Below are 14944 nucleotides of genomic sequence, written 5' to 3' on the forward strand. Positions count from 1 at the left end.
GTGGCAGCCATGACAAAGCGAATACGAATACGGACATTGTTGGTCGGAGGGTTTATCACCCTCCTTTTTCTTTTATTGGTGGGCCGAATCTATTGGGTTCAAGTTGTGAATGCCGACTTCTGGTCGGATAAAGCTAGGGAAGTATGGTCGAAGTCGGAGAAGCTTATTCCGGTTCGCGGTACGATTTCAGATCGGGACGGTAATGTACTTGCAATGGATGTTGCGGCCTATACCGTCGCGGTTAATCCGAAGGTCATTCATGACCTGAAGCTGGAAAATGTCATCATTAACAAGCTTAGCGGCGTGCTTGGCAAATCGCAGATTACACTGCGTGAGATTGTCGAGGCCAAACAGAAGAACGGCGAATACTATCAGCAGCGTGAAGTGCGCAAAGAAGGCTGGAAGATTGACAAGTCGGTTGCGGATCGGATTCTTCGTTTCCGAGATCAGCTTGTCGAGGAAACCGGCCACAAGGATGTTGGTATCTACTTGATCGACCAACAGAAACGCTCCTATCCGAAAGGCAGCTTGGCCTCGCATATTCTCGGATATGAGAACAAGGAAGGCAAGGCTGTAATGGGGCTGGAAGCCTCGCTGAATGATCAGTTGAAAGGTACTGAGGGCGAAATTAAATACGAGCGGGACGGCAATGGTGTCATTCTGGAGGATGGGACCGTCAGCTTTAAACCTTCCGTGGACGGTAAGAATGTAAAGTTGACGATTGATATTGAGATTCAGCACTACATCGAAGAAGCAATTAAAGAAACGTATGATCAATATAAGCCGAAGAGCATTACCGCGATTGCGGCTGACCCGCAAACGATGGAAATTCTCGGCATGGCGAATTTGCCCAATTTTGACCCGAACATGTACTGGACTGCACCGCAAGAGAACTTTTACGATCATGCTATTAAGTCCTTGTACGAGCCTGGTTCGACGTTTAAGATCGTGACGCTGTCAGGCGCTGTTCAAGAAGGCATGTTTAACCCGGATGCGACCTACAAATCCGGTGCTATTAAAGTACCCGGCGGCACGATCCATGATATAAACAGAGAAGGCTGGGGAACCATCACGTACTTGGAAGGGCTCAAACGGTCCAGTAACGTCGAATTCGTCAAGCTAGGCTATGAAGGGCTAAAGGCAGATAAGCTCAGAGACTATATCAACAAGTTTGGATTTAATCAAAAAACAGGCATAGAGTTGTCGGGTGAGCTGCCAGGACTTGTCCAATTTAAGTACCCGAGGGATATAGCTGCGGCAGCCTTTGGGCAAGGCGGTGTTCAAGTAACTCCGATTCAACAGGTTGCAGCTGTAGCCGCTGTAGCCAATGGCGGTAAGCTGCTCGTACCGCATTTGGTCAAGGAAATTCAAGATCCGGTTTCGAAGAAAGTCGAAGTGATCAAACCACAGGTCGTCCGTCAGGTTATCACGGAACAAACGGCTAAGAAAGTGGATGAATACCTGGAGCAAGTCGTATCTGACCAGGAAATCGGGTCCGGCCGCAGAGCCTATATTGAAGGCTACCGTGTAGCGGGCAAAACAGGTACGGCGCAGAAGGTTGTCAACGGCCATTATGCGGACGACAAGTACGTGATTTCCTTTATCGGCTTCGCGCCGGTTGGCAACCCGAAGATCGTCCTTTACCTCGTCATGGATGAGCCGAATGATCGGTTAGCGTCCGGTGGTACGGTTATGGCACCTGTATTCAAGAAGATTGTGCAGCAAAGTCTTCGCCATATGGATATTGATCCCGTTACCAAAGTGAAGACAACCGCTTCAAACACGCCAAACCAAGAGCAAACCGTCGAAATTCCGAACTTGAATAAGCTGGATTTAACGATTGCGAAAAATAAATTGAAATCAAGCAAGCTCAATTACGAAGTGGTCGGTAAAGGCAAAACCGTCCTGCAGCAAATTCCGAAGGCGGGCACGTCAGTCAGTCCGGATCAGCGGATCTATCTCTTAACCGAAGAGAGAACAAAGCTGCCGATTCCGAATATGAAAGGCTTGTCGCTTCGTGATGCTATGGAGATGTGCTCGATTCTGCAGATCCGCGTGATGACGACAGGGGAAGGTTTCGTAACCTCGCAATCATTGGCGAAGCAGGGAGAGAACAAAGTGCTGAAGCTTGTTCTGTCACCGCCGGCGATGCAAGTCTCCACGCAGACAGGCGAGGGCGAAGATGCGACCAAAGAAGCAACAGACAACAGCAAATCGGGTACTACTTCTGGGGGATAGGCTTGTTCTAACCCCCTTTTTCTTTGAATAGGCTTGGATTAGGAAACGGATGGACGAACGTTCCCGTTTTACGAGCTATTCGGAGGGGATGTTAAGTGAAGGTTTCGAGTGTGACGATCAGGCGCAGGCTGTTTACGGCGCTTCTTATTGGCATTCTTGCATTCTCGCTGCTTGCAGGACGTCTGGGTTATGTGCAGCTGTGGAAAGGCGAGGAGCTGGCGGCCAAAGCGGAGGATTCCTGGCGCAGGGAAATTCCGTTCTCGGCGAAGCGGGGCGAGATTTTGGACCGAAACGGCACGATGCTTGCGTATAATATAAGCTCGCCTACCGTAATGGCGATACCCGCGCAAATCAAGGATGCAAAGTCGACTGCCGCTCAGCTTGCCAGTGTACTGGATATGTCGGAGGATGTTATCTATACAACGATCAAGAAGAAGCAGATGATAGTCAGTCTCAAACCAGGCGGTCGCAAAATCACGACGGAGAAAGCCCAGCAAATAAGGGACCTTAATTTACCTGGGATCGTGGTAGCCGAAGACAATAAGCGCTACTATCCGCTCGGCAGCTTTGCTTCCCATGTGCTCGGTTTTACCGGCATTGATAATCAAGGCTTAACCGGAATAGAAGCCAAATATGACGATATGCTGGAAGGCATTAACGGGAATATTTCCTTCTTATCTACGGCCGGAGGCAAGCAAATGCCCGGTTCAGGCGATACGTATTTGGAGCCCAAAGACGGACTTAATTTAGAACTGACGATAGACAAGCAGATTCAAACGATCATGGAGCGGGAGCTTGACCAAGCCATGGTCAAATTCCAGGCCGATGACATCATTGCCATCGCAATGGACCCTACGAATGGCGAGATTCTCGGAATGGCCAGCAGGCCAACTTACGAACCGGACAAATATCGTGATGTTGATCCAGCCATCTACAATCGCAATTTGCCGATTTGGATGACGTACGAGCCGGGGTCCACCTTCAAGATTATTACGCTGGCAGCTGCTTTGGAAGAGAAGAAGGTCAATCTCACAAGTGAGCATTTCTTTGATCCGGGTGCAGTTGAAATTGGCGGGGCAAGGCTGCGCTGCTGGAAGAAAGGCGGCCACGGCAGCCAGACCTTCCTCGAAGTCGTACAGAATTCTTGTAACCCGGGATTCGTTGCGCTTGGCAACAGACTTGGCAAAGAGAAGCTGTTCGATTATATTAAGAACTTCGGCTTCGGTAAGAAGACCGGCATCGACCTCGGCGGCGAGGAGAACGGGATTATGTTCAAAATGAGCCAGGTCGGACCTGTTGAGCTTGCAACTACCGCATTCGGTCAAGGGGTGTCGGTTACGCCGATCCAACAGATCACAGCTGTTTCGGCAGCGATCAACGGGGGTACACTGTATAAGCCGCATGTCGCCAAATCATGGATTAATCCGGAGACAGGCGATACCGTAAGCACGGTACAGCCGGAAGTCGTTCGAAACGTTATATCCGAGAATACGAGCAAGCAGGTGCGAGAAGCGCTGGAGAGCGTCGTAGCCAAAGGAACAGGACGCAACGCTTTCATAGACGGCTATCGTGTCGGCGGCAAGACAGGTACAGCCCAGAAGGTTATCAACGGCCGTTATTCACCGAATGAGCATATCGTTTCCTTCATCGGCTTCGCTCCGGCAGACGATCCGAAGATTGTTGTCTATGTCGCAGTCGATAACCCGCAAGGCATTCAATTCGGGGGCGTCGTTGCCGCGCCGATCGTACACAATATTTTGGAAGATGCACTGCCGTACATGGGCGTAGCTCCTCGTAAGGATCAGCTGAGCAAGGAGTATAAATACGGTGAAACACCGATCGTGGAAGTTCCGAATCTCATCGGCAAGACCGTCTCTGATATCTATGAAGATTTGAATATGAATTTCAGCCTTACCTCGGCAGGGAGCGGAGACACCGTGATCAGACAGTCACCTGCTGCCGGTACGCGGGTCGATCGAGGGTCAACCATACGGATTTATTTAGCAAAAGACGATGATGAAAGCTCTGTTCGCTGACTATAATGAGTATAGATAGATGAAGTAGGCCGCGACAAAGCTTTGCTGCTTCTTCATAGGCGGCCCTGCGCAGATTAGATCTGCTCACGGGAGGGGACTTAAGCGATGCGTGTGGAACACTTGGCTGCACTGCTGCTCACATCTGTTCTTGTCGGTGAAGGGACCGTGGAGGTTGGTGGAATTGAGACCGATTCCCGCCGCGTCTTGCCCGGCTGCGTCTTTATCTGTTTGCGTGGACATAAAGTTGATGGGCATGATTATGCGGGAGAAGCCGTTGCCAGAGGGGCTGTTGCTTTGGTGGTGGAGAGGCAGCTTGATCTGCCCATTCCTCAGCTTATTGTCAAAGACAGCCGTTATGCGATGGCCGTGATCGCGAATCATTATTTTGATTATCCGAGCCGTAAACTGAGATTGATCGGTGTTACGGGCACGAACGGTAAAACAACGACAACGTATTTAATCGAGAAAATCATGAGTGATGCCGGGTTCAGCACCGGTGTTATTGGAACGGTAGAAATGCGCTACGCCGGCCATACGCTGCCGATGTCGGGAACGACACCGGAAGCCCTTGAGCTTCAGCGTTCACTGGCTGCCATGGCAGAAGCAGGGACGGAGTATTGCGTCATGGAAGTTTCCTCGCATGCGCTGGAGCAGGGACGGGTGAAAGGCAGCAGATATCGGATTGCCATCTTCACCAATTTGACGCAGGATCATCTCGACTATCATGCTACGATGGAGCGATATGCATCAGCGAAAGGGTTGTTGTTCTCCCGGCTTGGCAATGAATTCGGGCGTGCGCCGGAGGATCGTTTGTTTGCGGTGCTGAATGCGGATGACGAAGCCTCGCCGAAGTACGCGGATGTTACGACAGCGGAGGTCGTTACCTATGGCATCGATCATGATGCGGATGTACGTGCCGACAAAGTGCGTATAACTGCGCACGGGACTGCCTTTCATGTAGAGACGTTCGCCGGATCTGCGGATATCACTCTGCGTATGGCCGGTAAATATAATGTATACAATGCGTTAAGCGCCATAAGCGCTGCTCTGATTGAAGGCGTGTCGCTGACACAGATCAAGCAAAGTCTGGAAGATCTCCCAGGTGTTCCGGGCCGAGTCGAATCGGTGCAAGCCGGACAGAAGTTCGCGGTCATTGTGGATTATGCGCATACGCCTGACGGATTACAGAATGTGCTCACAGCCGTCAAGGAATTTGCGGTAGGTCGCGTCATTTGTGTGTTTGGCTGCGGTGGTGACCGTGACCGGACGAAGCGACCGCTCATGGGCCAAATTGCGGCGCAGCTTGCGGATTATTGCATCCTTACATCGGATAATCCGCGTACGGAGGATCCGGAGCGTATCCTGCTGGACGTTGAAGCAGGGCTTATACAGAACGAACCTGCGGCGATTCGTTATGAGCTGCTTGTCGACCGCAGAGAGGCGATACAAAAAGCGGTTGAAATGGCGAGGCGTGACGATGTAGTATTAATTGCGGGGAAAGGCCACGAAACCTATCAGGATATCGGCGGCGTCAAGTATGACTTCGACGACCGCGAGGTGGCTAAAGAAGCGATAAGGAGTCTTTCATAGTGATTACACGTAAATTAAGCGCGATTGCCGCCATGTGCGGTGGAACGATACAAAACGATACAGATGCCGGCAGTGTCGAAATAGCCGGCGTCTCCATTAACTCCCGGCGCATGTCGCCGGGTCAGTTGTTCATTCCGATCAAAGGCGAGAACTTTGACGGACATGATTATGCAAGCAGCGCGATCGAAAGCGGCGCTGTCGCTACGCTGTGGCAGCGGGACAAAGAACTTCCTGAGGCGCTTGCGAGTGGAGTGCCTCTTATAGTAGTAGACGACACGACTGCGGCGCTGCAGAAGCTTGCTTCCGCCTATCGCGACGAGTTAAAGGTACGTGTTATCGGCGTCACGGGCAGCAACGGCAAAACGACGACAAAAGATATGGTCGCAGCGCTGCTGTCGGGCTTTTTTCGCGTGCATAAAACAGATGGCAACTATAACAACCATATCGGCTTGCCGCTGACGCTGCTGGCGTTAGCAGAAGGCGTAGAAGTTGTTGTGCTTGAGATGGGGATGAGCGAGTTCGGCGAGATCGATCTGCTGACTCGACTTGCGAAACCCGATGTCGCGATCATTACGAATATCGGCGAATCTCATATGCTTCAGCTTGGTTCACGTGCAGGCATTACACAAGCGAAGCTTGAAATTGTGGCCGGCTTAAAGCAGGGCGGTTTGCTGCTTATCAACGGCGATGAACCGCTTCTGCACGAAGGGCTTAAGGGGCTTGCGTTGCCGGAGCTGACAGAGGTACAAACCTTCGGTTTGCAAGGGGATAATCGTTGGGCGGCGGAGAACGTAATCGTGAACGCTACGACTTCAACCTTTGATGTAAAGGGCGATAATGGGCTCCAGCATGTTGAACTTCCTGTGGCCGGGACGCATAATGTATCCAATGCGCTCGCTGCGATTGCCACAGCGAAGAAATTTGGTCTGCCCGACGATGTGATCCGCAAAGGATTTGCTGGGCTGAAGCTGACAGCGATGCGCATTGAGCCGGGTGTTGCGTATAATGGAGCAATGCTACTTAATGATGCCTACAATGCCAGTCCGACTTCCGTCCGCGCAGCGATTGATCTCGTAGCAGGGCTGTCCGGTTATCACTGCAAATGGCTCGTCCTCGGCGATATGCTGGAGCTCGGGCCGGACGAAGAAGCGATGCATGGTGAAATCGGCGCCTATGTGAATCCGTCCAAAGCAGAGCGGGTGCTGACATTCGGCAAGCTTTCACAGCATATTGCTTCTGAAGCTGCAAAGCAATTTGCTGACGGCTCCGATCATATAAAAGCATTCGAAGACAAGCAACAACTTATAGAATGGCTCCGCGCACATCTGGTGCCGGAAGATCTCGTACTGGTGAAAGGATCCCGCGGCATGCGCATGGAAGAAATTATCCATGACCTGCAGCGTGCATAGAGGTGAAAATATGGACGTAAAGGTCATTCTTCTGTCAATCGGCGCTTCCTTCATGCTTGCATTACTGTTCGGACCTTTGTTCATTCCGCTGCTGAAACGGTTGAAATTCGGCCAGCAGATCCGTACAGACGGCCCGCAAAGCCATCTGAAGAAATCAGGGACACCGACGATGGGCGGCATCATTATTATGCTGGCTGTGCTGCTGGCGTTTCTGAAGTTCTCGGATAAAACGTCTTCTTTCTGGGTGCTGCTCGTTGCATCGCTCGGCTTTGGGCTGGTCGGATTTCTGGATGATTATATCAAAATCGTATTTAAACGGTCGCTTGGCTTGACAGCGATGCAAAAGCTGGTTGGCCAGCTGATATTCTCCGTCATTATATGCGTACTGCTCTATCAAATGCATCACAGTACGGTAATAAGCATTCCGGGAACATCCGCGGAGCTTGATTTCGGATGGTTCTACTATCCATTCGTCGTTATCATGCTGTTCGCCACAACGAATGCGGTTAACTTCACAGACGGCGTTGACGGATTGTTGGCAGGGACAGGCGCAGTGGCGTTCACGGCCTTCGCGATTCTCGCGCTGCATGCAAGTGAACATGAATCCGCCATCTTCTCGGCGACGATGATCGGCGCGATGCTGGGCTTCTTGGTGTTCAACGCGCATCCGGCAAAGGTGTTCATGGGCGATACAGGCTCACTTGGCATCGGCGGCGGTATGGCGGCTGTGGCGATTCTAACCAAAACCGAAATCTTGCTGGTCATAATCGGCGGCGTTTTCGTTCTCGAGATGCTGTCGGTTATACTGCAAGTAGGATCATTTAAATTACGAGGCAAACGTATTTTCAAAATGAGCCCGATCCATCATCATTTCGAATTATCCGGCTGGTCCGAGTGGAAGGTTGTTACTTCCTTCTGGTTCGTCGGCATCGTCTTCGCCGCGATCGGCTTGCTGCTGGGACGGTAAGTGCGTAAAGGGATGAAAGAGAATGGGACGCTGGGAGTACAACGCTGCGCGTGCGGATCATTGTTACGATCGCTGTTGTCCGTCGGATTTCTTTGAATCTATAACAGATTTATCGGTAGAAATCCGCCAGACAAAGGCGAACGCTGACGCTTCTACACAACGACCGCCCGCTCCGCTCTTGTACCCGGCTATTCTTTCAAAGTCCCGAAGGGACAAGGCAGCGCAGCTGCCGACAAACTAACCCTGCGCGAAATTGGGAGCGTGTCCCGGAGGGACGAAAGCGGGCACTACGCCAAATGTTGCAACAACGACGCGCCTCTGGGGCTCAAACGTTACGATGTGACGAAGTCAACAGGTAACACGGGAGCGCCAAAATGAAAGTCAGTCCCGGAAGGGACTTCGAGCACCTCCACCAAATGTAGCTAGGAGCGTTCCTCTGGAGCACCAACGTTATACCTTCCGGGTGTCCAGAGGGCCGGGGCCCTCGGGGTCCCCCTTTCAAAGGGGGATTTAGGGGGATTGTCATTAAATAGGGGAATAATATTCCAATCTTAAAAAAGTGGATTGTCACTTAGGGAGTTGGCACATAGATGAAACACCCATCCTTATACAAGGATCAACAGGTTGTCGTACTCGGCTTAGCCAGAAGCGGAGTCAGCGTCGCGAAGATATTCCATAAACTCGGCGCAAAGGTAACCGTCAACGATATGAAGGAACGTCATTTATCTCCCGAAGCGGACGAGCTGGACGCTTTGGGCGTTTCTGTTATTTGCGGCAGTCATCCGGCGGATCTTATTGATGCGGATACGGCGCTGGTGGTGAAGAATCCGGGAATCCCTTATACGTCACCACCGGTTAAGCAAGCTGTGGAGCTGGGCATCGAGGTCGTGACGGAGGTCGAGGTGGCCTATCTATTGTCGCCTGCACCTATCATCGGGATTACCGGTTCCAATGGGAAAACAACGACAACGACTTGGATCGGCGAACTGCTGGAAGCAGCAGGGCTCAATCCGATCGTAGCCGGCAACATTGGGACGCCTCTGTGCGAAGCGGCGCAGACGGCATCGAGCGAGGATTGGATTGTCGCCGAGCTTAGCAGCTTCCAATTGAAAGGGACAACGGAGTTTCGGCCGCGGATCAGCATGCTGCTCAATGTGGTGGAGACCCATCTGGACTATCACGGCGGCATGGAAGACTATGTGGCGTCCAAAGCGAAGCTTTTTGCCAATCAGACGCCTGAGGATACAGCGATCTTGAATGCAGATGATCCGGTTTGCCACGAGCTGATGCATGCTGGATCGATTCGAGCGCGCATCTTGCCGTTCTCTACAACCAAAGAGCTTACATATGGCCTATGTGTCATACCGCCGTACCCAGCGGATCTGACAGAGCCGGTCGGAGACGCGAACCGTCAACTAGTATGGCGTGATGAGCAGGGGCAGTCCCATGAAATAATCTCAGTTGATGAAGTGGGCATTCCGGGACGCCACAATACCGCGAACGCACTTGCGGCCATTGCTGCTTGTATAACAGCAGGGGCTAACATCGAAGCGCTGCTAGAGCCGCTTCGTCAGTTCCGCGGTGTGGAGCACCGAATGGAGTTTGTGCGCAATCATGGCGGAATCGCTTATTACAATAATTCCAAAGCAACGAACGGAACAGCTGCGATTATTTCGCTGCGTTCCTTCCAAGGACGCAGCATTGTGCTCATTGCCGGCGGGCTGGACAGAGGCTCCGATTATATGGAGCTGCTGCCGCATTTCCGCGATCAAGTGAAAGCGGTAGTAGCTTTAGGCGAAACCCGCGGCAAAATTGCCGAAGTCGCAAGACGTGCAGGTTTAACGACCATTAAAGTCGTCGAACCTGTGGAGGACGCCGAAAGCACGCTGCAGCTCGCAGTTCGAGAAGCAGCAGCCCTCGCGGAGCCCGGAGATACCGTTCTCCTGTCTCCGGCCTGTGCAAGCTGGGATATGTTCAAATCCTATGAAGAACGAGGGCGCATTTTTAAAGAATCGGCGCATAACTTGTAAGTAGGGGGCTTGTCCCTACTTAAGCTTGCAAGAGGTGTTCTCGCTATGGCAAAAGCCAGGTCTGCCCCGGATATGTGGATGATCATTTCGATTGGACTCATTTTGGCTATCGGACTTGTAATGGTGTACAGCGCCAGTGCGGTGCTGGCCTTCCATGAATTTGGAGACAAATTTTATTATGTGAAACGACAGGTGCTGTTTGCTGCGCTCGGAATTGGGGCGATGATCGTCACGATGAACGCAGACTATTGGATTTGGCGCAAATGGGCGAAGCTCGGTCTATTCGTTTGTTTCGGCATGCTGCTGCTCGTCTTGATCCCCGGCATCGGGGTCGTACGCGGCGGTGCGCGAAGCTGGCTTGGTATCAGCTCGTTTGGCATTCAGCCATCCGAGTTTATGAAGCTTGCGATGGTTATCTTTCTCTCGAAGATGCTTGCGGACAAACAGCAGGCAGTAACGCAGTTTACGAAAGGCCTTCTGCCGCCGCTTGGTATTATGGGACTGGCCTTCGGCCTCATCATGATGCAGCCGGATCTGGGCACAGGAGCCGTCATGATCGGCGCTTCGCTGCTCGTTATTTATACAGCAGGCGCGCGTTTAACGCATTTGGGATCGCTGGCTTTAGTAGGTGTAGCCGGCCTTGTCGGACTTATTCTGGCAGCGCCGTACAGGCTGCAGCGAATTACAGCCTTTCTCGATCCATGGGCAGATCCGCTTGGTGCAGGCTATCAGTCCATTCAGTCGCTTTATGCGATTGGACCAGGGGGGTTGGTAGGCCTTGGCCTCGGAATGAGCAGACAGAAATTCAGCTATCTGCCAGAACCGCAAACCGATTTTATTTTCTCGATTGTGTCGGAGGAACTTGGCTTCATAGGCGGAACTACGATTATTACATTGTTCGCTATCTTGCTATGGCGAGGCATGCGGACAGCAATTGCAGCTCCCGATACGTTCGGCAGCCTGCTGGCCGTCGGCATTATCGGCATTGTTGCCGTACAAGTGTTTATCAATATCGGGGTTGTTATCGGCATGATGCCGGTTACGGGAATCACACTCCCGCTCGTTAGCTACGGAGGTTCCTCGCTGACACTGCTTCTGACATCGTTAGGTATTTTACTGAATATATCCCGTTACTCGAGGTGACTAATACATGCGTATCGTATTGACAGGCGGCGGAACAGGCGGCCACATCTATCCCGCGCTTGCAATTGGCAAGCAGGTGATGGAGGAGCAGCCGGACTCGTCCATCCTGTACATCGGCTCCCCGAAGGGGCTTGAAAGCCGGATCGTGCCTGCGCAGGGCATTCCCTTCGAATCGGTCGAAATTACAGGCTTTAGACGAAAGCTTTCGTTCGAGAATGTCAGGACGGTCATGCGTTTCCTAAAAGGTGTTCGGAGATCCAAGCAGCTGCTGAGAAACTTTAAACCGGACGTAGTTGTCGGTACAGGCGGTTATGTGTGCGGACCCGTTATCTATGCGGCTGCAAAACTGGGCATCCCGACACTTATCCACGAACAGAATGCGGTTGCAGGCTTGACCAACCAATTTCTCTCCCGATATGCGAGCAGCGTAGCGGTCAGCTTCAAGGATGCGCTGTCGCAATTCAAGCGGCAGCCGAATACGATATTTACCGGAAATCCGTGTGCGACCAGCGTCGTTCGCGCCGATAAAGAGCAAGGCTACACCAGGCTAAACATTCCGGCAGGCAGTCGAGTCGTGCTGCTTGTAGGGGGCAGCCGAGGGGCGAAAGCGATAAATGATGTCATGGTGGACATGGCACCGCTGCTTAAGCGGCTGCCAGACGTCCATTTTGTGTTTGTGACCGGAGAAAGCTATTACGAGAATACGAAGCGCCGCATGGATGAAGTGCTGCAGGCACGTTCCGAATACCTTCAAGTGCTGCCGTATTTGCATCACATGCCGGAGGTGCTGGCGATTTCCGATTTAGTAGTCGGAAGAGCCGGCGCATCCTCGATCGCCGAATTGACGGCACTTGGCATCCCATCGATTCTGATTCCGTCGCCGAACGTGACAAACAACCATCAGGAAGCGAATGCCAGAAGTTTGGTAGATGCCGGTGCAGCCGAAATGATCCTTGAACGCAACCTGAACGGTGAGCTCCTCTTCGAGCGAATCAGTCAGATTATGAATAGCAAGCAAACGCAAACGGCGATGAATACCGCTGCGAAATCACTAGGCGTGCCGGATTCGGCAGCGCTGATTGTCAATCAATTGAAGCAATTAACAACAAGACAAAAATAAGTCTGTCCTATAGGCGATTGTCACACTCCTGTGCGGGAAGGCATAGTATATGGCATAATCGTGACCGTCACCCGGCGGGCCTCTCAGTCTTTGCTAAACAGCAAGGCGGCGGGCCACCCGGAGGAGCGAACGAGCGCCAGGCAAGTTTCAATCGCTATAGCAGAAGGAGGTACGACAGATGGAGCAGTTTTTGGCGGAGCTAAGCGAAATAGATGCAGGGAAAGTCCTGTTTAACAAGCCACTCTCCGAATTTACAACTTGGAAAATCGGTGGACCGGCAGATGTACTTATTATTCCGAATACCGAAGACCAGCTGGTGTCGGTCGTCCGGTTGCTCCATATACATGGGGTACAGTGGACCAATCTCGGACGCGGCTCCAACATGCTAGTCAGCGACAAAGGAATCCGCGGCGTCGTCATTCAACCGGGTGAAGCATTCGATTATGCACGATTTGATGGCACGCTCGTTCATGCAGGTGCCGCTTATTCCTTTATCAAGCTGTCGGTTCTGGCAGCCAAGGAAGGGTTATCCGGATTGGAGTTCGCGGGGGGAATTCCAGGATCGGTAGGCGGAGCTGTTTATATGAACGCCGGCGCTCACGGGTCGGATGTGTCACGTATCTTCAAATCAGCTGACATTGTACTGGAAACAGGGGAATTGGTTCGCTACGGAATAGAGGATATGAAGTTCACTTACCGTCATTCATGCTTGCATGAACGACCGGGCATCGTCATTGGAGCCGTGTTTGAGCTTGAGCAGGGAGAGCGTAAAGACATTATGTCGACTACTTCCTCTTATAAACAGCGTCGTCTGCTGACTCAACCGCTGCAATTGCCATGTGCCGGAAGTGTGTTCCGCAATCCGCCGAATGATTTTGCCGCAAGGCTCATTCAAGAAGCGGGTCTCAAAGGAATGCGCTGCGGTGGCGCCGAGATCTCAAACTTGCATGCCAATTTCATTGTCAACACCGGGCAAGCGAAAGCTGAAGACGTTCTCACCCTGATGAAAACCATTCAAAGCACCGTGAAGGACAAATTTGGAGTCGAACTGGTGGCGGAGGTACTGGTTATGGGTGAGCGGTAATCCGGAGGTGATAAATTGGACAAATTGGTGATTGAAGGCGGGAAACCTCTCTCAGGAACCATTGTTATCCAAGGCGCGAAAAATGCCGCTTTGCCGATTTTAGCTGCTAGTATGCTGGTAGAAGGAAAAGTGACGATCGATCATGTACCTAAACTGCTTGATATCGACGTCATGCTTAACATTTTGCGCGAACTTGGCTGCCGGGCAGAGCACGAGGACGAAACCGTCACGCTCGATACGTCAAGCTTGCATTCTTCCCACATTCCTGAGGCTCTTATGCGTCAAATGCGATCATCCATTTTTCTTATGGGGCCGCTGTTAGCAAGGTTTGGCGAAGTAACGATATATCAGCCAGGCGGCTGCGCGATCGGAGAACGGAAAATCGATTTGCATCTTAGCGGCCTTCGGGCGCTGGGGGCGCAGGTCGACGAGGAAGACAGCCGAATAGTCTGTTATGCAAAACGGTTGAAAGGCGCGGAAATTCACCTGGATTTCCCGAGCGTCGGAGCTACGGAGAACATTATGATGGCCGCGGTGCTCGCCGAGGGGCTGACTACGATCAGCAATGCTGCTCGTGAACCGGAAATTCAAGATTTACAGCATTTCTTGAACAGTATGGGTGCTAAGATTTTCGGTGCCGGTACGGATACGATTACGATCGAAGGAGTAGAGAAGCTGACGCCATGCCGCTATCAAGTCATTCCGGACCGGATTGTGACCGGAACGGTGATGGTAGCCGCTGCCGCAACGCGCGGGCAGGTGACGCTGCTGAATACATGTCCTTCGCACTTAACCTCTCTCATCCATGTGCTTAGACGCACAGGTGTTCAAATAACGGTTGACGATGATATAATCAAAGTAGGTACTGCAGCACGCCCTAAAGCTGTTGACCGCATCGTAACCTCGCCTTATCCAGCATTCCCTACCGATTTGCAATCGCAAATAATGGTTCTCCTTGCACTGGCAGACGGTGTAAGTGTAATGAAAGAAACGATTTTTGAAGGCAGATTCAAGCATGTCGATGAACTCTCACGCATGGGAGCGGACATCCGCGTTGATCTGAACTCCGCTTTCATCCGCGGGGTGTCGCGTTTGTATGGTGCTACGGTTGAAGCAACGGATTTGCGCGCAGGTGCAGCTCTAGTTATTGCAGGGCTTGCCGCGCAAGGAAAAACCGTCGTGGAGCAGGTGCATCATATCGATCGTGGTTATGACCGGATTGAGACCATGCTGGGCAGGCTGGGAGCCAGAATTACCCGCTATTCACCTGTGCCGAACAACCAAATCGTTCCATAACATCGTGTGTGGACAGATATAAGAACGCGTG

The 14944-nt window shown here is 51.9% G+C and carries 10 protein-coding genes; all 10 read left to right on the plus strand.

Features of this window, described 5'->3' with window-relative positions; translation table 11 throughout:
- Positions 1-9: 9 nt before the first annotated feature.
- The 10 genes from AC0YNS_RS00820 (at position 10) to murA (ending at position 14913) form a co-directional block, all read left to right on the plus strand.
- On the plus strand, positions 10-2238 hold the full coding sequence (locus AC0YNS_RS00820) for a penicillin-binding transpeptidase domain-containing protein (RefSeq protein ID WP_475779200.1): 2229 nt from the start codon (positions 10-12) through the stop codon (positions 2236-2238).
- Between the two features lie 95 nt (positions 2239-2333).
- Complete coding sequence (locus tag AC0YNS_RS00825) at positions 2334-4274, plus strand: stage V sporulation protein D (protein WP_475779201.1); 1941 nt, start codon at positions 2334-2336, stop codon at positions 4272-4274.
- A 105-nt stretch (positions 4275-4379) separates the two neighbouring features.
- Positions 4380-5864, plus strand: a complete 1485-nt coding sequence (locus AC0YNS_RS00830) for a UDP-N-acetylmuramoyl-L-alanyl-D-glutamate--2,6-diaminopimelate ligase (RefSeq protein ID WP_475779202.1) — start codon at positions 4380-4382, stop codon at positions 5862-5864.
- Positions 5864-7273 carry a UDP-N-acetylmuramoyl-tripeptide--D-alanyl-D-alanine ligase gene (locus AC0YNS_RS00835; protein WP_475779203.1) on the plus strand — a complete coding sequence of 470 codons (1410 nt, stop codon included), beginning with the start codon at positions 5864-5866 and terminating at the stop codon, positions 7271-7273. The genes AC0YNS_RS00830 and AC0YNS_RS00835 overlap by 1 nt, the downstream gene beginning before the upstream one ends.
- A gap of 10 nt (positions 7274-7283) precedes the next feature.
- Positions 7284-8240, plus strand: coding sequence for a phospho-N-acetylmuramoyl-pentapeptide-transferase (mraY, locus tag AC0YNS_RS00840; RefSeq protein ID WP_475779204.1), 957 nt, complete (start codon positions 7284-7286; stop codon positions 8238-8240).
- A gap of 590 nt (positions 8241-8830) precedes the next feature.
- The gene (gene murD / locus AC0YNS_RS00845) at positions 8831-10270 is read left to right on the plus strand and encodes a UDP-N-acetylmuramoyl-L-alanine--D-glutamate ligase (protein ID WP_475779205.1); all 1440 of its coding nucleotides are present in this window, start codon (positions 8831-8833) and stop codon (positions 10268-10270) included.
- 45 nt (positions 10271-10315) lie between these two features.
- Positions 10316-11413: a stage V sporulation protein E gene (gene spoVE / locus AC0YNS_RS00850; protein WP_475779206.1), complete on the plus strand. Its 1098-nt coding sequence runs from the start codon at positions 10316-10318 to the stop codon at positions 11411-11413.
- Between the two features lie 7 nt (positions 11414-11420).
- On the plus strand, positions 11421-12533 hold the full coding sequence (murG, locus tag AC0YNS_RS00855; protein WP_475779207.1) for an undecaprenyldiphospho-muramoylpentapeptide beta-N-acetylglucosaminyltransferase: 1113 nt from the start codon (positions 11421-11423) through the stop codon (positions 12531-12533).
- Between the two features lie 178 nt (positions 12534-12711).
- Positions 12712-13617, plus strand: a complete 906-nt coding sequence (gene murB, locus AC0YNS_RS00860; protein ID WP_475779208.1) for a UDP-N-acetylmuramate dehydrogenase — start codon at positions 12712-12714, stop codon at positions 13615-13617.
- Between the two features lie 15 nt (positions 13618-13632).
- Positions 13633-14913 (plus strand): UDP-N-acetylglucosamine 1-carboxyvinyltransferase, encoded by a 1281-nt coding sequence (gene murA, locus AC0YNS_RS00865; protein WP_091219514.1) that lies wholly within the window; start codon positions 13633-13635, stop codon positions 14911-14913.
- Positions 14914-14944 lie beyond the last annotated feature (31 nt).

The organism is Paenibacillus sp. J22FR21, assembly GCF_056269135.1.